General features: G+C 67.6%; 18 protein-coding genes. 5 read left to right on the top strand and 13 right to left on the bottom strand.

Features of this window, described 5'->3' with window-relative positions:
* The first annotated feature begins 28 nt into the window (after positions 1 to 28).
* Positions 29 to 736 (top strand): 2OG-Fe(II) oxygenase, encoded by a 708-nt coding sequence (locus AC1PK7_RS00090; protein ID WP_209029996.1) that lies wholly within the window; start codon positions 29 to 31, stop codon positions 734 to 736.
* A 153-nt stretch (positions 737 to 889) separates the two neighbouring features.
* On the opposite strand, the gene AC1PK7_RS00085 is transcribed toward AC1PK7_RS00090, so the two are convergent.
* Positions 890 to 1,975, bottom strand: a complete 1,086-nt coding sequence (locus tag AC1PK7_RS00085) for a PA0069 family radical SAM protein (protein ID WP_481099436.1) — start codon at positions 1,973 to 1,975, stop codon at positions 890 to 892.
* On the opposite strand from AC1PK7_RS00085, the gene AC1PK7_RS00080 reads away from it, so the two are divergent.
* The 4 genes from AC1PK7_RS00080 (at position 1,962) to AC1PK7_RS00065 (ending at position 4,987) form a co-directional block, all read left to right on the top strand.
* Positions 1,962 to 2,369 (top strand): hypothetical protein, encoded by a 408-nt coding sequence (locus AC1PK7_RS00080; protein ID WP_481099435.1) that lies wholly within the window; start codon positions 1,962 to 1,964, stop codon positions 2,367 to 2,369. The two genes, AC1PK7_RS00085 and AC1PK7_RS00080, sit on opposite strands and share 14 nt — an antisense overlap.
* 9 nt (positions 2,370 to 2,378) lie before the next feature.
* On the top strand, positions 2,379 to 3,851 hold the full coding sequence (gene cls, locus AC1PK7_RS00075; protein WP_481099434.1) for a cardiolipin synthase: 1,473 nt from the start codon (positions 2,379 to 2,381) through the stop codon (positions 3,849 to 3,851).
* Between the two features lie 102 nt (positions 3,852 to 3,953).
* On the top strand, positions 3,954 to 4,220 hold the full coding sequence (locus tag AC1PK7_RS00070; protein WP_010340662.1) for a hypothetical protein: 267 nt from the start codon (positions 3,954 to 3,956) through the stop codon (positions 4,218 to 4,220).
* A 14-nt stretch (positions 4,221 to 4,234) separates the two neighbouring features.
* Positions 4,235 to 4,987 carry a pyridoxine 5'-phosphate synthase gene (locus tag AC1PK7_RS00065; RefSeq protein ID WP_481099433.1) on the top strand — a complete coding sequence of 251 codons (753 nt, stop codon included), beginning with the start codon at positions 4,235 to 4,237 and terminating at the stop codon, positions 4,985 to 4,987.
* A gap of 202 nt (positions 4,988 to 5,189) precedes the next feature.
* On the opposite strand, the gene AC1PK7_RS00060 is transcribed toward AC1PK7_RS00065, so the two are convergent.
* From AC1PK7_RS00060 to dnaA, 12 genes are all read right to left on the bottom strand, one after another.
* Positions 5,190 to 5,597: an ExbD/TolR family protein gene (locus AC1PK7_RS00060; RefSeq protein ID WP_481099432.1), complete on the bottom strand. Its 408-nt coding sequence runs from the start codon at positions 5,595 to 5,597 to the stop codon at positions 5,190 to 5,192.
* A 324-nt stretch (positions 5,598 to 5,921) separates the two neighbouring features.
* Positions 5,922 to 6,335: an ExbD/TolR family protein gene (locus tag AC1PK7_RS00055; RefSeq protein ID WP_026143210.1), complete on the bottom strand. Its 414-nt coding sequence runs from the start codon at positions 6,333 to 6,335 to the stop codon at positions 5,922 to 5,924.
* 3 nt (positions 6,336 to 6,338) lie between these two features.
* Positions 6,339 to 6,764 carry an ExbD/TolR family protein gene (locus AC1PK7_RS00050; protein ID WP_010340666.1) on the bottom strand — a complete coding sequence of 142 codons (426 nt, stop codon included), beginning with the start codon at positions 6,762 to 6,764 and terminating at the stop codon, positions 6,339 to 6,341.
* Positions 6,765 to 6,804: 40 nt separating this feature from the next.
* Positions 6,805 to 7,569 (bottom strand): TonB-system energizer ExbB, encoded by a 765-nt coding sequence (gene exbB / locus AC1PK7_RS00045; RefSeq protein ID WP_010340667.1) that lies wholly within the window; start codon positions 7,567 to 7,569, stop codon positions 6,805 to 6,807.
* 97 nt (positions 7,570 to 7,666) lie between these two features.
* Positions 7,667 to 8,341: an energy transducer TonB gene (locus AC1PK7_RS00040; RefSeq protein ID WP_010340410.1), complete on the bottom strand. Its 675-nt coding sequence runs from the start codon at positions 8,339 to 8,341 to the stop codon at positions 7,667 to 7,669.
* Positions 8,342 to 8,493: 152 nt separating this feature from the next.
* Positions 8,494 to 9,687 (bottom strand): tetratricopeptide repeat protein, encoded by a 1,194-nt coding sequence (locus AC1PK7_RS00035; RefSeq protein ID WP_019800189.1) that lies wholly within the window; start codon positions 9,685 to 9,687, stop codon positions 8,494 to 8,496.
* Positions 9,688 to 9,846: 159 nt separating this feature from the next.
* Positions 9,847 to 10,653, bottom strand: a complete 807-nt coding sequence (locus tag AC1PK7_RS00030; protein ID WP_481099431.1) for a M48 family metallopeptidase — start codon at positions 10,651 to 10,653, stop codon at positions 9,847 to 9,849.
* Positions 10,654 to 10,721: 68 nt separating this feature from the next.
* Positions 10,722 to 11,567: a CPBP family intramembrane glutamic endopeptidase gene (locus AC1PK7_RS00025; protein ID WP_481099430.1), complete on the bottom strand. Its 846-nt coding sequence runs from the start codon at positions 11,565 to 11,567 to the stop codon at positions 10,722 to 10,724.
* 79 nt (positions 11,568 to 11,646) lie between these two features.
* Positions 11,647 to 14,109: a DNA topoisomerase (ATP-hydrolyzing) subunit B gene (gyrB, locus tag AC1PK7_RS00020; protein ID WP_010340414.1), complete on the bottom strand. Its 2,463-nt coding sequence runs from the start codon at positions 14,107 to 14,109 to the stop codon at positions 11,647 to 11,649.
* A 112-nt stretch (positions 14,110 to 14,221) separates the two neighbouring features.
* Positions 14,222 to 15,322, bottom strand: a complete 1,101-nt coding sequence (gene recF / locus AC1PK7_RS00015) for a DNA replication/repair protein RecF (protein ID WP_481099429.1) — start codon at positions 15,320 to 15,322, stop codon at positions 14,222 to 14,224.
* Between the two features lie 500 nt (positions 15,323 to 15,822).
* On the bottom strand, positions 15,823 to 16,923 hold the full coding sequence (gene dnaN / locus AC1PK7_RS00010) for a DNA polymerase III subunit beta (RefSeq protein WP_010340416.1): 1,101 nt from the start codon (positions 16,921 to 16,923) through the stop codon (positions 15,823 to 15,825).
* 274 nt (positions 16,924 to 17,197) lie between these two features.
* A complete protein-coding gene (dnaA, locus tag AC1PK7_RS00005; protein WP_242157788.1) occupies positions 17,198 to 18,538 on the bottom strand; it encodes a chromosomal replication initiator protein DnaA in 1,341 nt (446 codons plus the stop codon).

The following is an 18,538-nucleotide window of genomic DNA, read 5'->3' as shown; positions in this document are numbered from 1 at the left end:
CCCGCGAAATCGCTGGTAAGGTCGCGCGATGTCCGACACGCATCCCGATTTCATCGAAGTGTTCGAGGGCGCCATGTCCCGCGAGGACTGCGCCGCCATCCTGCGGCGCCTGCGCGGCAGCACCCAACTGCGGCCCGGCGAGGTCGGCAGCGGCGTGTTTCCCGAGCTCAAGCGCAGCCGCGACCTGCGCATCAGCGGCCTGGAGCCGTGGCGCGATGTGGAACAACGGCTGCAGCAGGCGGTGTTCGGCGGATTGCTCGGCTATCTGCGCAAGTATCCGCAGACCCTGATCTCGCCGCTGATGCTGCAGGTGCCAGGCGCGGACGGCCAGCCGCACCGGCTCGGCGCCGAGGACTTCGCCCTGCTCGACGACGCGGCGCTGTCCAACCTGGCGCGCACCTGCCTGCGCCCGGGCGCGATCAACCTGCAGTGGTACGAGGCGGGCGAGGGCGGCTATCCGTACTGGCACTGCGAACTGTACCCGCGCGATCCCGGCGCCGAGACCCTGCACCGGCACCTGTTGTGGACCCTGTACCTCAACGACGATTTCGACGAGGGCGAGACCGAATTCCTGTTCCAGCGCCGCAAGATCGCCCCGCGCGCCGGCAGCCTGCTGATCGCCCCGACCGCCTTCACCCACACCCACCGCGGCAACCGCCCGCAGCGCGGCGACAAGTTCATCGCCACGAGCTGGATCCTGTTCCAGTCGGCCCAGGCGCTTTACGGCAGGGAATAGGGAATGGGGAATGGGGATTCGTTGAAAGCAGGGATTCGGGATTCGGGATTCGGGATTCGCAAAAGCGGCGCGATGCCGCGGCCCACCGCCATTGCAATTCACGCCAAGAAAGCAGCTTTTACGAATCCCCAATCCCCAATCCCCAATCCCCGCTCAAAACAACACACCCTGCGGCGACGACGGGCGCGGCGGTAGCGGTTTGACGAAGTGGCTGCAGTCCAGACGGCGGCGCGGGGATTCGGCGTAGCCCAGCCGCTTGTGCGCCAGGGCGAAGCGCCGCGCCAGCAGGTCGGCGTAGACGCCTTCGCCGCGCATGCGCTTGCCGAAGGTGCTGTCGTAGTCCTTGCCGCCACGCAGTTGCTGCACCGTGCTCATCACGTGCGCGGCGCGGTCGGGATGGTGCGCCTGCAGCCAATCGCGGAACAGCGGCGCCACTTCGTGCGGCAGGCGCAGCAGCACGTAGCCGGCGGACTCGGCGCCGGCGGCGCGGGTCGCCTCCAGCACCGCTTCCAGCGCATGGTCGTTGATCCACGGGATCACCGGCGCCACCATCACTCCGACCGGCACCCCGGCCTCATGCAGGGTGCGCATCGCGCGCAGCCGCGCGTGCGGCGCCGAGGCGCGCGGCTCCAGCCTGGCCGACAGCCGCGGATCCAGCGAGGTCACCGAGAAGTGCACGCTGACCAGGTTGTCGCGGGCCAGTGGCGCCAGCAGGTCCAGGTCGCGCTCGACCAGCGCGTTCTTGGTGATCAGCGAGAACGGGTGGCGGGTTTCGGCGAAGACCTCGATCAGGCGCCGGGTCAGCTGCAGCTTGCGCTCGATCGGCTGGTAGGCGTCGGTGTTGATGCCCAGCGCGATCGGGCTGGGCACATAGCCGGGCTTGGCCAGCTCGCGGCGCAGCAGTTCCGGGGCATTGGTCTTGGCGAACAGCCGTGTCTCGAAGTCCAGCCCCGGCGACAGGTTCAGATAGGCGTGGCTAGGACGGGCGAAGCAGTAGCTGCAGCCGTGCTCGCAGCCGCGGTAAGGATTCACCGACTGCGCGAAGCCCACGTCCGGCGACTGATTACGGCTGATGATGCTGCGCGCGGTCTCCTCGCTCACCTGCGTGCGCAGGCGCGGAGCGGCGAATTCCTCGCTGTCGTCGGGATGCCAGCCGTCGTCCTCGGCCTGGCTGACGGTCCGTTCGAAGCGGCCCGGCAGGTGGCTGCCGGCGCCGCGGCCCTTGATGGCGGTGCTCATCGGCATAGGCTACGCGCCGACCGTCTCGGCGGATGCGACGGCACCGACGGCGGCGCTGAATCTTTCAGGCGACGCAATCAGTGTGGCGCACCTCCGTCCGTTGCGCACGGCGGCGCAGCAGATCGACGTTCCACGGCGGGCCGGTGGCATGTCGCTCTTCGGCGATGACGCTGCCATTCGCCGAACCGGGGCCTTGTCGCGGGCGCACGCGAACGCCGACGCCTTGGTGTCACCCGGTTGCCGCGAACGCCTGCTGTCATACACCCGCAGCGCAGCGCAGGGTCGCAGAGCCGATGGCTACCAGCACGCCAGACAGCAAACCCGCGCGATCCGGCCCGTCGCCAAGGTGCCGGGCCGGCATCGCCTTCGCCGCAACCTCCGCGCCACCCTCTAGAATCCGCCGATGCTCGTGATCGCGACTCTGCAGAACACCTGGGACCGGCTGACCGGCATCCCCCACATCGGCGCCTACCTCACCGCCGCCTACCTGCTGTACATCCTGTGGCTGAGCGGCTGGATCGTGCTGCAGAAGCGCGAGCCGGCGGCGACGCTGAGCTGGGTGCTGTCGCTGGCCGCCTTGCCCTACCTGGGCTTCGTCATCTATTACCTGCTGGGCCCGCAGAAGGTGAAGCGGCAGCGCCTGCGCCGCGGCCGCTCGCGCTCGGGCATGGAGCACTACAGCAGCGTGTGTCCGCCGGATGCCGACTGCACCGAGCTGGCCAAGATCGCCCAGGCCACCACCGGCCTGGCGCCGAGTTCGGCCACTGCGGTGCAGTGGCTGGTCGACGGCGCCGCCACCTACGACGCGATCGTGCGCGACATCGGCGCCGCACAGCATCACGTGCACCTGGAGTACTACATCTTCAATCCCGACCGCACCGGCACGCGCATCCGCGACGCGCTGGTCGAGCGCGCCCGCGCTGGCGTGCGCGTGCGCCTGCTGCTGGATGCGGTCGGCTCCTCGCAGGTGCGCAAGCGCTTCCTGCGGCCGCTGCTGGAGGCTGGCGCCGAGGTCGCCTGGTTCCATCCCACCCAGTTGCTGCGACCGTTCAAGTTCAAGCGGCCCTGGGTCAACCTGCGCACCCACCGCAAGATCGTGGTGATCGATGGCCGCATCGCCTTCACCGGCGGCATCAACGTCACCGACGAGGAGAACGAAGCGCTGCGCGCCGATGCCTACCGCGATCTGCACCTGCGCTGCGAAGGCCACGTGGTGCGCAGCCTGCAGCTGGTGTTCGTGGAGGACTGGCTGTACGCCACCCGGCAGGGCCGCGACGCCTTCGACATGGCGCGGATCTGGCCCAGCGACATGCCCAGCCGCGATGCCGGCAGCATCCACGCGCAGGTGCTGGTGTCGGGGCCGGATTCGTCCTGGGAGAGCATCCACCGCCTGCAGGTCGCCTCGATCTACGAGGCGCAGCGGCGGGTGTGGCTGGTCACGCCGTATTTCGTGCCGGGCGAGGCCGCGCGCATGGCGCTGACCTCGGCGGCCCTGGGCGGGCTGGACGTGCGCCTGCTGGTGCCCAAGCGCAGCGACTCGCGGCTGGTGACGCTGGCCGCGCGCTCGTACTTCGACGAACTGCTGCAGGCCGGCGTGCGGATCTACGAGTACGGCCCGCGCATGCTGCACACCAAGGCGCTGATCACCGACGAGGACCTGTGCCTGGTCGGCAGCGCCAACTTCGACAACCGCAGTTTCCGACTCAATTTCGAGGTCGCCACGCTGTTCCGCGACCGCGGGCTGACCAGGCAACTGGCCGAGCTGCTGGAAGGGGAGATGGCCGATGCGGTGCGCGTGCGCGACGACCGCAAGCGCTCGCTGTGGCGCTACCGGCTGCCGGAGGCGGTGGCGCGGCTGACCTCGCCGCTGCTGTAAGCGCGGCGCCCCGGCGCCGGGGCCGGCGCGCGCCGACCGCCGCACCACGTGGAACCGGCACGCCCGGCGGCGCTACACTGCGCCATCCTTGGGGAGATCGTCATGTACTGGCTCTTTCTGCCGCTCGCGCTGGGTGCTTTCGTTCTGGCGTTCACGACGCCGCACATGTGGTTGCTGGTGGTGAGCCTGCTGGCCGCGCTGGCCTTTCTGCTGGCCTGGGCACGCGGCTGGTACGTGGCCAAGATCGGCGACGCCAGCCAGCGCGATGCGATGCCGATGATCGACCCGGCCGAACTGCGCCGGCTGCGCGAGCAGGCCGAGGCGCGCCGCGCCGCGGCCGCCGCCAGCGACGACGCCGCGGCGCCGTAAGCGGTTCGTCGGCGATGACCAAGCTCAGCGTCAACGTCAACAAGATCGCGGTGCTGCGCAATTCGCGCGGCGGTGACCTGCCCAGCGTGCTCGACGCCGCGCGCGCCTGTCTGGATGCCGGCGCGCACGGCATCACCGTGCACCCGCGCCCGGACCGGCGCCACATCCATGCCGAGGACGTGCTGGCGCTGGCCGAGCTGACCCGCGAGCGCGACGTCGAATTCAACATCGAGGGCAACCCGTTCGCGCCACCGCGGCCCGGCTATCCCGGGCTGATCGCGCTGTGCGCGCAGACGCGCCCGGCGCAAGCCACCCTGGTGCCCGACGGCGACGGCCAACTCACCTCCGACCACGGCTTCGACTTCGGCCGCGACAGCGACCGCCTGCGCCCGCTGATCGCGGAACTGAAGGCCGTGGGCTGCCGGGTCAGCCTGTTCGTCGATGCCGACAACCCCGACCTGGCGGTGGCGGCCGAACTGGGCGCCGACCGCATCGAGTTGTACACCGGTCCCTATGCCGCCGCGTGGGAGCAGGGCGACAGCGCCGCGGCTGCGGCGTTCGCCGCCGCCGCACGCCGCGCGCAGGCCGCCGGGCTGGGCGTCAACGCCGGCCACGATCTGGCCCAGGCCAATCTCGGCGCGTTCCTGGCGACGGTCCCGGACGTGCTGGAAGTGTCGATCGGCCACGCGCTGATCGGCGAGGCGCTCTACGCCGGCCTCCACGCCACGGTGAAGGCCTATCTGGCGGTGCTGGCCGGCGCACGCTGAGCGACGCCGGCAACGCGAGGCAGGGCGTTTCCTTGACAGACTGGCCGCTTGGCGGGCGCGGCCATCCCGTCCCGCAGGGCTGTCGCGCTCGGCGCAATCCAGTCATCGTGGGTTTTTGGCTGTCTCCCCCAGGCGGCGCGCCGTGCGGTGCCCGAGTGGGCGACGCCACCGACAACGGTGGCGTCGCATCACCGGCTGCCTGTTACTGCACGAAACCGATGCGCTGCACGTCGGCGTTCTTGGCCGCCGCCAGCACCTTGGCCATGGCCTCGTAGTCGGCGTCCGGGCTGGCATCGATGCGCACATCCGGTGGGTTGTTGCCGGCCTGTGCCATCGCTTCCTGCAACCGCGGCTGCAGTTCGCGCAAGGGCAGGGGCATGGCATTCCAGAAGAGTTGCCCGCCAGCGTCCAGGCGTAACTCGATAGGCTCCGGTGGTGGCAGCGGTCGCGTCGGCGTCGAATTGCGTTGCGGCAAGTCCATGGTGATCGGTCGCGCCAGCATCGGCGCGGTGACGATGAAAATGATCAACAGCACCAGCATCACATCGACCAGCGGAGTGACATTGATCTCCGCCAGCGGTCCCCGATTCCCTGCAGCACTGAACGCCATGGCCAGCCTCCTGTGGGTGTGGTGTCGCGCCACCAGCCTACACCCGCGGCGCGGCGGTGTGCGAGAGGCGGAGACAAGGCGCAGGGCGGATTCGGCTTGGTCCGGCGGCGAAGCTCCTCAACGGCCCAGGCCGGGTGGCCGTCGAGCAGGGAGGCACGTCCACACTCGGGACGACATACCGCGCTACATGCCGGACCGCAGGCCGGCATCGTCGCAACGGGCAGGGCAGCCCACCGTGCACGCAAAAAAAACGCCACCGTTTCCGGTGGCGTTTGCAGTCGCGTCATGACTGAGGTGTTGCGGTGAAACGGATTGCGGTGAAGCTTATTGCTGCACGAAGCCGATCTTCTTCATGTCCGAGTTCTTGGCGGCGGCCAGCACCTTGGCCATCACTTCGTACTCGGAATCCGGATTGGCATCGATGCGCAGTTCCGGCTGGTTGGTCGGATCGCGCTGGACTTCGTTTTCCATCATCTGCGGGAGCGCAGTCACCGCCACCGGGCTGTTGTTCCAGAACACCTGGTTCGACGCATCGATCCGCAGATCGATCGGCGGCGGCGGATCGCGCAACTGCGGCGGCGGGTTGATGACCCGCTGCGGCAGATCCACGTCGATCGGGTACGTCATGATCGGCGCGGTGACGATGAAGATGATCAACAGCACCAGCATCACGTCGACCAGCGGCGTGACGTTGATGTCGGCCATGGGACCACGGCCGCCTCCTGAGCTGAACGCCATGGCTCAGTTCCCCTTCTCTTTGGTCGCAACGAAGCCGACGTCCAGCATGCCCTGACTCTGCGCGATCTTGGTGATCTCGTTGATCGTGCGCATCTTGGTGGTGCGGTCGCCACGCAGGTTGAGCGGCGGCTGCGGGGTCTGCTGTGCAGCGGTCGAGAAGCGCGACTCCAGGGCTTCCTTGGAGATCGGCTCATCGTTCCAGTACAGCGACCCATCCTCCTTGACCGCCAGGGTGATCGGATTCGAACGCTTGTCGTCCTTGTCCGGATCCTGCTTCAAGTTGGCTTGGGGCAGCTCCACCTTGACCTTGTGGGACATCAGCGGTGCCGTGATGATGAAGATGATCAGCAGCACCAGCATCACGTCCACAAGGGGCGTGACGTTGATGTCGGCCATGGGGCCGCCGCTGTTACCACTACTGAAAGCCATAACGGGCTCCGTTAACGTTGCGTGGACGACTTAGCCGGGATCAGCGAACGCGCGAACCGGTGGCGAAGAAGTCGTGCAGGTCGTGAGCGAAGGTGTCGAACTTGGCGATCACCGAGCTGTTGACCTTGCTGAAGAAGTTGAAGGCGAACACGGCCGGGATCGCGACGAACAGACCGATCGCGGTCATGATCAGCGCTTCACCGACCGGGCCGGCGACGGCGTCGATCGAGGCCGAACCGGTGGCACCGATCTTGATCAGCGCGCCGTAGATGCCCCACACGGTACCCAGCAGACCGACGAACGGCGCGGTCGCACCGACGGTCGCCAGCAGGGTCATGCCCGACTGCAGCTTGGTGCTTTCGCGGGTCACGGCCTGACGCAGGGCGCGGTCGACGAACTCCGAACGGCTCAGGGTCTCGCCCAGGCCGGTGCCGGTGCCGGCTTCGGCGCGCTGGTGGTGCGCGGCGGCCTGCGCAGCGTCCAGGGCGATCTTCGAGAACGGCTCGGAGGCCGGCTGCTCTTCCATCGCACGGATGGCGTCCTGGGCGTTCGGGGTGTCCCAGAACAGGCTGGTGACGCGGTCGGCCTGGCTCTTCAGACGGGTGGCGCGGAAGATGTTGATGATCGTCCAGTACCAGGACGAGGCGGACATGATGATCAGGGTGATGAGCACCACCCAGGAGACGGCGAAGTCACCCGGCTTGGAGGTCATTTCGGTGATCAGGTGCTCGAAGCCCATCTGCGACAGGGCGTTCGATGCGTTGTTGCCCCCCGCAGCAGCGGCGATGAAAATTTCCTGCAGCATGACGCTTACCTTTGTTGTGTGTGGTGGTGATGAGGGTGGTGCAAAGAGTAGACAGGGCTTGCGGACCGGCGGTGCGCCGGTCCGCGCAACCTTTGTATCAGTTCAGCGCGAAGTTGACCGGGACGCGGACGCGGCCGGCGGTCTTCTGTCCATTGACGACAGCGGCATTGAACCGCCACTTGCGCGCTGCTTCCATGGCGGCGCGGTCCAGGTCGCGGTTGCGGCTGGATTTCTCGACGGCAACGTTCGTGACGTTACCACTGGCGTCGACGTCGATGATCAGGATCACCTCGCCCTGTGCGCCCGACCGGAATGCAGCCGGCGGGTACTTCGGCGGGTTCATGTTCTTCGACGAGATATCGACGCTAGCGCTGATGTCGGAGGGTGCGGCCGGCGGCGCGGGCGGCGACGGCGGCGTGGCGATGTCCGTGTCGCGCGGCGTCGGCACGTCGATCACCGGGGCTTCCGGCGGCGGCGGCAGCGGGGTCGGCTTCGGCGGCGCCAGGTTCTTCACCGGCGGCGGCGGAGTTTCCGGCGGCTTCGGCGGCGGCGGCGGCGGCGGGGGCGGCGGCGGCGGTGCGTCCACCAGGGTGACCATGATGTTGCGTTCCTTCTCCGCCACCGCCTTGGGCGCAACGGCCGGAATCAGCAGCAACATCAGCGCTGCAAGGTGCAGCGCGATTACGAAGGCAATACCGATGATGCGCGGCCAGCTGAGGCCGGAGGCGTCATCTTTGTCGTAATGCCGATGGATGACCAGTTGTTCCGTCATGCGCCAATGACTCGATTAAAGGGGGGCGGATCCCGCGGTGGAGCGGGACCCAAGTTCACGCGGCGATGACACCGCAGGAACCTCCAAGCTTATACCAATCCCTGTTACCTGCACTACTTTCAGCACTGGTAATCGGGGGCTTTTTTTGCGTGCTACTTCAGGTTGATGATCTTCTTGGCGTCTTCCGGCTTTTTGACGCCCTTGGCCAGCGCCTGCTGCGCCGCCTGCTTGGCCTCGGCCACGCGGCCTTCCGAATGCAGCACCTTGGCCAGGTTGAGGTAGGTTTCGCCGTCCTTGGACAGCGGCGCGGCCTTCTGCCAGTTCTCGATCGCCTGCGGCAGCTGGTCGGTGTAGTAGTACGACTGCGCCAGCGCCAGGTAGGTCTGGTAGTCCGGCTTCAGAATGCCCTTCTGCATGCCTTCGTTGATGACCGCAATGACGTCCTTCTCATGGCCGTCGGTGTTGGCGTAGATCGAGTACAGCTGCTTGTACTCCTTCTCGTCGGTCAGCTGACCGGAGGTACGCAGCTTGTCCATCACCGCTGCGGCCTTGTCCATCTGGTCGGCCTGCATGTACATGCTGGCCAGGTTGAGCTGGGCCTTCTTGTCGTTGGGCGACTTGGCCGCCAGCGCCTCGGCGGCCTTGACCGCCTCGCCGGTCTGGCCGGCCTCGGCGTAGGACGCCATCAGCAGCTGGTTCCAGCTGTCCTTCGGTTCCGGCGACGCGGCGATGGCCTGCTTCAGCGCCGGGATCGCTTCCTGGTAGCGCTGCGCCTGGTACAGGGCCTGGCCCTTGAGGATCAGGTCTTCCGGGCGGGTCGACTTGGTTTCGGCGAGGAACTTGTCCAGCGTGGCCAGGCCTTCGGCGGTCTGGTCGTCCTGCAGCTGCAGCTGCGCCAGCATCAGCATCGACTGGTAGTGGCCGTTGTTGTCCAGGCCGTTGAACTGGATCGCCTGCTTCAGGTACGCCTGCGCGGCCTTGCTGTCGTCGAGGTTGTAGGCGGCCTGCGCGGCCAGCTGCGCGGCGACCGACTTGTCGTACTCGTTGGCGCCGCTGTTGCCCAGGATCTCATCGGCCTGGCTGCGCACCGACGCGTAGTCCTCGCCCTTGTTGTAGGTATCGATCAGCTTCTGCAGCTTGCTGCCGAGCTTGGACGACGGCTTGCCGTTGGGCTCCTTGCGCTCGGCATTGGGGAACAACACCGCCGCCTTCTCGCTCTTGGCATTGCGCGAGGAACGGTGGTCGGTGCGATCGCTCTGCGCAGCGGCATCGGTCACCACCGCGCCACCGAGGGCGGCGGCGATCACCAGGGACAACAACGCTTGCTTGCGAATGCGGAATTTCATGGGTCACCTCGGTGGATACCGCCCGGAGCGGCACGGAAGACGGAGCGGCCATTCCTCGGCCGAGCCAGCAAACCTATCAGAAACCTGTACGCCGTGAAAACGTTTTTGGATGCGTTTTCTGTGACAGTGCCGGCGGCCGGCGCAGGGACGACGCCAGGCTCAGCCGCACTTGGGCGTCCTGCCGGCGCTGCGCGCCTGCGCATACACCGGTTCCAGCGCAGCGACATCACGCTGCAGCTCGCCAATGCGGGCACTGGGATCGGGGTGGGTGGAGAGCCATTGCGGCGGACGATCGCCGCCGGCGGCCATCATGTTCTTCCACAGATCCACCGCCTGCGCCGGGTCGAATCCGGCCTGCGCCATCAGGCGCTGGCCGACGACGTCGGCTTCGGCTTCCTGCTGGCGCGAGCCGGGCAGCAGGAACAGCGTCTGCGCGGTCATGCCGCCGACCTGGCCGACGGTATCGGCCGCGCCCTGGCCATAGCGGGCGCCGGCCAGCGCGCCGATCACGCTCAGGCCAGCCTGCGCGCCGAGCTGGCGGGTGATGCGTTCTTCGTGATGACGCGAGATGACGTGACCGATCTCGTGACCGAGCACGGCGGCCAGCTGGTCCTGGTTCTTGGCCACGCTGAAGATGCCGCTGTTGACCCCGACCTTGCCGCCGGGCAGGGCGAAGGCGTTGGGTTCCTTGTCGTTGAACAGCGCGGTTTCCCAGCCGGTGCCGCGCCATTGGTCGGGCAATTGCGCGACCAGCGCGTTGACCACGCAGCGCACGTAGGCGTTGCGCTTGGGATCGGTGTCCAGCTGTTCCTTGGCCTTGGCTTCGGCGAACGCCTGCGCGCCCATCTGGTCGAGTTGTTGTTGCGAGATGCCGCCGACGACCTGGGTGCGCCCGGTTGGCGATGTCGTCGTCGCACACGCTGCCAGCAGCATCGCGAGCGACGCGCCAAGTACCACTTGCTTCATACGGTCCCCCCTCCTGACACGCGTCGCAGTGTGGAGGGCCGCGTCTTAACATTTCGTCAAACAAACCTTCAGGTTGCGCCAAACCAGTACAGCCCGGCGACCGCGATGGCGTTGTTGAGGCCATGCGCGGCGATCGGCGCCCACAAGGTGCCGGTGCGCTTGTACAGCCAGGCGAACGCCGCGCCCATGCCGCCGTAGACCAGCCACAGCTGCGCGGTCGCGGCCAGGCTGTTGCCGGTCGTCCCCGGCACTTCGTGCACCAGGGCGAAGGCGGCGCCGCTGAGCAGCATGCCCAACCGCGGCCGGCCTGCGTCCCACAGCCGCCCGAACAGCACGCGGCGGAACAGCAGTTCCTCGTAGGCCGGGGCGATCACCACGGCGAACACGATCAGGAACAGCGGCATCTGCGCCATCGCGTCCTGCATCAACGGCAGGTTGGTCGGCACCGGCTTGATGCCGATCTGCGCCGCCAGCGCGGAAATCGCCGCGCTGCCGACGAACACCCCGACCGCGACCAGCAGCACCCAGCCCCAGGTCGACGGGGTGCGCGCCGCCTGCCACGAGGCACGCCGCTCGGCAGCGCTGGCCGGGCGGCGCAGGAAGTACAGCAACAGCGCCGCGGAGAGCGTGCTGACCAAGGCGATCAGCAGTTGCGCCAGCGCGCCCGGCTGGCCGACCCGCTGCGCCACCACCGATGCCAGACGATCGGCGGGGATGCCGTGCGCCTTCAGTTCCATCGCCAGCTGGAAGCCGCGAATCACGCCCCAGACCAGGCCGCTCAGGACGCTCACCGCCAGCAGCACCACCGCCGCCAGCAGCACGTCGAGGAAGAACCCGAGGATCGGCCGGCGCGGGCGGGCCGGCGGCGCGGACGGCAACGGCAGCGGGGTGGCGGGCAACGGCGGTGCGGTCATCGCGGTCCTGGGCGGGAGCGGGCGGAAGGCGCAGCGGAACGCGCACCCCGGCACGAGCCGGGGACGGGCACCGCCACGGTCAGATGTCGAGGTTGGCGACCTTCAGCGCGTTCTCTTCGATGAAGTCGCGGCGCGGTTCGACCACGTCGCCCATCAGGGTGCTGAAGATCTGGTCGGCGGCGACCGCGTCCTCGATGCGCACCTGCAACAGGCGGCGCGTGTCCGGGTTCACCGTGGTCTCCCACAGCTGCTCGGCGTTCATTTCGCCCAGGCCCTTGAAGCGCTGGATCTGGCGGCCCTTCTTGGCCTCCTCGAACAGCCAGGCATGCGCCTGGGCGAAGCTGCTGATGGCCTGGGTCTTGTTGCCGCGCACGATCTGCGCGCCCTCGCGCACCAGCCCGTGCAGCGCCAGCGCGACCTCGCGCAAGGCCCGCAGTTCGCCGCTCTCGAACGCGGCCATCGGCACCCAACTGGTGAGCTCTTCGCCCATGTGGCGACGGATCACCTTCAACATCGCCGGCTTCTGCTCGCTGCCGCGTTCGAAGGACAGGGCGTAACGCGCCGAGCCCAGGCTGCCGCGGTTGAGCACCGCCTGCAGCGCGTCCAGGCTTGGGTGCGCTTCGCCCTCGCTCTCCAGCTGGGCCACGTCCAGCGGCGGCAGGTCGATCAGCGCGCTCAGCAGCGCCGGGTCGTAACGGTGCGCATTGCGCGCCACCGCCTCGTTGGCGCTGGCGAACAGCAGCAGCAGCTTCTCCAGCGCCGCACCGGTGATCGGCGGCTCGTTGCTGGCCGGGACCAGCGCCGCGCCTTCGACCGCGCTGCTGGCCAGGTAGGCGTTGAGCGCGTTGTCGTCCTTCAGGTACAGCTCCTGCTTGCCCTGCTTGAGCCGGTACAGCGGCGGCAGGCCGATGTAGACGTAGCCGCGCTCTATCAGCTCCGGCATCTGCCGGTAGAAGAAGGTCAGCAGCAGGGTGCGGATGTGTGCGCCGTCGACGTCGGCGTCGGTCATGATGATGATGCGGTGGTAGCGCAGCTTGTCCGGGTTGTACTCGTCGCGGCCGATGCCGGTGCCCAGCGCGGTGATCAGCGTGCCGACCTGGTCGGAGGACAGCATGCGGTCGAAGCGCGCACGCTCGACGTTGAGGATCTTGCCACGCAGCGGCAGCACCGCCTGGTTCTTGCGGTTGCGGCCCTGCTTGGCCGAGCCGCCTGCCGAGTCACCCTCGACGATGAACAGCTCCGACAGCGCCGGATCCTTTTCCTGGCAGTCGGCCAGCTTGCCGGGCAGGCCGGCGATGTCCAGCGCGCCCTTGCGACGGGTCAGATCGCGCGCCTTGCGCGCGGCCTCGCGGGCGCGGGCGGCATCGACGATCTTGCCGGCGATGGCCTTGGCCTCGTTGGGGTTTTCCTGCAGGAACTCTTCCAGGCGCGCGCCGAAGGCGTTCTCCACCGCCGGGCGCACGTCGGAGCTGACCAGCTTTTCCTTGGTCTGGCTGGAGAAGCTCGGGTCCGGCACCTTCACCGACAGCACCGCGATCATGCCTTCGCGCATGTCGTCGCCGGTCAGGTTGATCTTGGCCTGCTTGGCGATGCCGTTCTGCTCGATGTAGGTGTTGAGCACACGGGTCAGCGCGCCGCGGAAGCCGGCCAGGTGGGTGCCGCCGTCCTTCTGCGGGATGTTGTTGGTGAAGCAGTACATCGTCTCCTGGTAGGAGTCGGTCCACTGCAGCGCCACGTCCACGGTAATGCCGTTGTGCTCGCCGGTGACCGAGATCACGTTCGGGTGCAGCGGGGTCTTCAGCTGCGCCAGATGCTCGACGAAGCTGCGGATGCCGCCCTCGTAGTGGAAGTCGTCGCGCCGGCCCTCGCCGCGCTCGTCGGCGAGCACGATCTTGACCCCGGAATTGAGGAAGGACAGCTCGCGCAGGCGGCGCGCCAGGATGTCGTAGTGGAATTCCACGTTGTTGTGGAAGGCCACCACCGACGGCCAGAAGCGCACGGTGGTGCCGCGCTTGGTGGTCTCGCCGAGCTTGACCAGCGGGGCGACGGCCGCGCCATTGCTGAATTCCTGCTGGTAGTGGAAACCGCCCTGGAACACGTCCAGCAGCAGCTTCTCCGACAGCGCGTTGACCACGCTGACGCCCACGCCGTGCAGGCCGCCGGACACCTTGTAGCTGTTGTCGTCGAACTTGCCGCCGGCGTGCAGGACGGTCATCACCACTTCCGCCGCCGAAACCTCGCGACCGAGCTTGGCGCTCATCTGCGCGTGCTTGCCGACCGGGATGCCACGGCCGTTGTCCGACACCGAAACCGAGCCATCGGCGTGAATGGTCACCGCGACGTGGTCGGCATGCCCGGCCAGGGCTTCGTCGATGGAGTTGTCGACGACCTCGAACACCATGTGATGCAGGCCGGTGCCGTCATGGACGTCGCCGATGTACATGCCGGGCCGCTTGCGGACCGCCTCCAGCCCTTCCAGGGCGGTAATGCTGTTGGCGTCGTAGTTGCCGTTGCTGGGCGGGGTGTTCTGTTCGTCGGTCATGCGGGTGCCGTAGGCTCCACGAGGCGGCGAAGACAGGCGGGGGCCGGTTCGCGCCGCTGGATAGGGGATTGGCAGAAATTATAGCAGCCCGGGCCGCCGGACCCGCGGCGGCCTAGGAGACGGCCAGGATCTGCCCATGTTCCACGTGGAACCGCGCGATCGGTAGGCCGGCATCGGCCAGTGCCTGCGGGGTTTCGGTGGCGGTGACGAAGACCTGGGCCGGCCCGGCACGCAGCCGCTCCAGTACGCGGGCCTGATGGTGGCGGTCCAGTTCCGAAGCCAGATCGTCCAGGGCAATCACCGGCCACTCGCCGCGCTGCTCGGCGTAGTCCTCGGCCTGCGCCAGCAGGCAGGCCAGCGCGGTGAGCTTGGCTTGGCCGCGGGAGAGCGCGTCGCGGCCGGGAATCTCGGCGAAGCTGAGGCTCCAGTCGGCCCGGTGCGGACCGGCCGAGGTATAGCCGAGCTGACGGTCGCGTTCGCGGTTGAGCAGCAGCGCATCGGCCAGCGACACCTCCTGGCGCCGCCAGCCGGGCGCGAACTGCAAATGCGCGATGCCCAGCGCTGGCGCCAGATCCGGGGCGAGGGCGAGCAGGCGCTGCAGCAGGCGGTCCAGGTAGTCCTGGCGACGCGAGGTCAGCGGCTCGCCGGACTCGGCCAGCTCGTGGTCCCAGGCATCCAGCGCAGCGCCGCTGCCACCGCTCTTGAGCAGGGCATTGCGCTGCTTGAGCGCGCGGGCATAGCGTCGCCACAGCGACAGGAAATCAGGTTCCACGTGGAACAAGCCCCAATCGACGAAGCGACGCCGGGGCTCGCCGCCGCCGCTGACCAGGAGATGGCTGCCTGGCTCGAAGGTGACCACTGCCAGCGCGGCGCACAGCGTCCCGAGATGGGCGACGTCCTGGCCGTCGAGGCGGCCACGCCATTCCTGGCCGCTGTGGCGCAGGCCGGCGCGACGCCGACGAGTCGGACCTGCGTCACCGGCGTGTTCCTGCCATTCGACGAAGACATCCAACGCGTCCTGCCCCTGTCGAACCAGGCCATCGCGCACGCGTCCACGGAAGCTGCGGCCGTAGGCCATCAGGTGCATCGCCTCAAGCACGGTGGTCTTGCCGGCGCCGTTGTCGCCGGTGATCAGGTTCAGCCCGGGCGCGGGCGCCAACTCGAGCGTCGCGAACCGGCGCAGGTGATGGAAATCGAGACGGGAGACGTGCATGCGGGGATAGAAGCGAGGGCGCTCGCACCGGGCGCACGCAGATCGAGGTTGGGGCAGGGCGGCAGCATACCCAAAATGGTCTGTGAGTGTCGGTGAGCCTCCACTGTCAGGGCAGGGAGTGCCATCTCAATGGACCGATGGAGCCGTCGCGTGGGAGCCGTCCCGCGGGCTATGCAAATCAGGTCTAGCCGGAGAGCAGAGGGCGTTCCCAGCGAAGTTGGGTCCTATGCGGATTCTGTGGCTCCAGCTGGGACGCCGTCCTACGGGCGATGCACCGCTACCAGGCTGCACGACGCCCTACGGAGTTATCGATCTGGCCAGCCGCAGCAGTAGAGACGCTCCATCGCCGTATGTCCCACGACGGGGAACGTATTTCCGGAAGCCGCATCAGGCGTCGCTCTCGCACCAACAAACCGGTCGTCCAGTGCTCAAAAAAGAAAACCCGGCACAAGGCCGGGTTGCTTTCGCACGTGTTCCACGTGGAACACGAAGCGGGATCGTCAGAGACGCAGCGGCATCACCACGTGACGCGAGCGGGCGCTGCTGGCTTCGCGCACCAGTGCCGACGAGTTGGCGTCGCGGAGCTGGATCACCACGAACTCCTCGCGCAGCGCGGACAGCGCGTCGAGCAGGTAGTTCACGTTGAAGCCGATCGCCAGGTCGCTGACCTTGGTATCGGCTTCCACTTCTTCCTGCGCCTCTTCCTGCTCCGGGTTGTGTGCGCTGATCTTCAGCTGGCCCGGCGAGACCTCCACGCGCACGCCGCGGTACTTCTCGTTGGACAGGATCGCTGCACGCTGCAGTGCCGCGCGCAGGGTTTCGCGATCCAGCTTGACCTCGCGGTCCGCGCCGATCGGGATCACCGCTTCGTAATCGGGGAAGCGGCCGTCGATCAGCTTGGAGGTGAAGGTGACATCGTCGCGCTTGACCCGCACGTGCGCGCGGCCGACTTCCAGCTCGACTTCGCGCTCGCCGCCTTCCAGCAGGCGCTGCAGCTCGGTCACGCCCTTGCGCGGCACGATGATCTGGCGCTTGGCGCCGCCGGCGTTCTCCAGCTCGGTTTCGCACAGCGCCAGGCGGTGGCCGTCGGTGGCCACGCAGCGCAGGGTCTGGTCGCGCAGGTCGAACAGCAGGCCGTTGAGGTAATACCGCACGTCCTGCTGCGCCATCGCGAACGCGGTGCGTTCGATCAGCTCCTTCAACGCCGCTTCCGGCACCACCACGCGCTCGGTGGCTTCCACTTCGTCGACCGAGGGGAAGTCGTTGGCCGGCAGCGTGGCCAGGGTGAAGCGGCTGCGCCCGGCCTGCACGGTGATCTTGTCGCCGGACTGGGACACGGTGACCTTGCTGCCGTCAGGCAGGGCTCGCACGATCTCGAACAGCTTGCGCGCCGGGATCGTGGTTTCGCCGTCCTGGGCATCGTCGACCGCAATGCGCGAGACCATTTCCACTTCCAGATCGGTACCGGTCAGCGACAGCTGGCCGCCCTGCACCTGCACCAGGAAGTTGGCCAGAACCGGCAAGGTCTGGCGGCGTTCGACCACATTGACGACTTGCGCCAACGGCTTGAGGAAGGCTTCGCGCTGCAGTGTGAAACGCATGTGGTTCCGTGCCCCTATGCTTTAAAAGATGTGGAATAAATCAAAAGCTTGGTGGTGATGGTAGAGCGAAATTCGGTGCAAATGTAGCTCAAACCACTGAATACAAAGAGTTTTTGACGCTCCCAATCCCGTGTACTACTGTCCCGGAACTGGTGGGGAAACCTGTGGATAGTTTTGCCGTCGCCGCCGCGTCGCGCTTTATCCACAGTTTCTCCCGGATTTGTCGCGAAGTCATGCACCGATTTATCCGGCGTCCGCTACCCCGGCCGCCGCACTACTCGCTGAGCTTGCGGATCAGCTTGTCCCAGTCTTCGCGGAGCTTGCCGTCGGTCTCCATCAGGTGCTTGATCTGGCGGCAGGCGTGCAGCACGGTGGTGTGGTCGCGCCCGGCGAACGCATCGCCGATCTCCGGCAGGCTGTGTTCGGTCAGTTCCTTCGTCAGCGCCATCGCCACCTGCCGCGGCCGCGCCAGTGAGCGCGTGCGTCGCTTGGACAGCAGGTCCTTGATCTGCAGGCCGTAGTAGTCGGCCACGGTCTTCTGGATGTTGGGGATGCCGATCGCCTGCTGCTGCGCGCGCAGCAGGTCGCGCAGGGTCTCCTGGGCGAACTCGGTGGTGATCGCGCGGCCGGTGAAGTTGGCGCGCGCCGCCAGCGTGTTGAGCGCGCCTTCCAGGTCGCGCACGTTTGAGCGCATCTTCTTGGCGATCAGGAACGCCACGTCGTCGGGGATCTCCGCGCCGCGCTCGCGCGCCTTGGCCAGCACGATCGCCGCGCGCGTCTCGAAATCGGGCGGATCGATCGCCACCGACAGGCCCCAGGCCAGGCGCGACTTCAGCCGCGGCTCCAGGCCCTCGACCTCGCGCGGATAGCGGTCGCAGGTCAGGATGATCTGCTGGCGGCCGTCGAACAGCGCGTTGAAGGTGTGGAAGAACTCTTCCTGGGTGCGGTCCTTGCCGGCGAAGAACTGGATGTCGTCGATCAGCAGCGCGTCCACCTGCTGGAACTGGCGCTTGAACTGGTCCATGGTCTTGTCCTGCAGCGCGCGGATCATCGCGCTGAAGAACTGCTCCGAGCGCAGGTACATCACTCGCGCGTTCGGGTTCTGCTCGCGCATGGCGTTGCCGGCGGCGAACATCAGGTGGGTCTTGCCCAGGCCGGTGCCGCCGTACAGCAGCAGCGGGTTGTGGGCGCGGTCGCCGGGCTTCTGCGCGGCCTGCACCGCCGCGGCCAGGCCGAGCTGGTTGCTGCGGCCTTCGACGAAGTTGGCGAAGGTGTAGTGCGAATCGAGATTGCCGGCGAACGGCTCCAGCAACGGCGGCGCGGGCGTGCGCGCGGCGGCGGTCTCGCTGGGCGGGGCGGCGACCGGTTCCGGCGCGCGCGGGCGCGAGCCGACCTGCAGCAGCACCTCGCCGCTGCCGGCGAAATAGGTCAGCAGTTCGCGGATACGCGGCAGGTAGCGCTCGCGCACCTGCTCGACGATGAAGGCGTTCGGGGCGTACAGCACCATGCTGTTGTCATGGCGCTGTTCGGCTTGCAGCGGTTTCAACCAAGTGTGAACGTCCTCGGCTGGAAATTCGGCTTCCAGACGTTCCAGGCAACGGGGCCAAGCATCCAT

This window comes from Xanthomonas sp. NCPPB 3174, from assembly GCF_056725205.1.
This window is presented reverse-complemented; position numbering and strand designations above follow the sequence as displayed.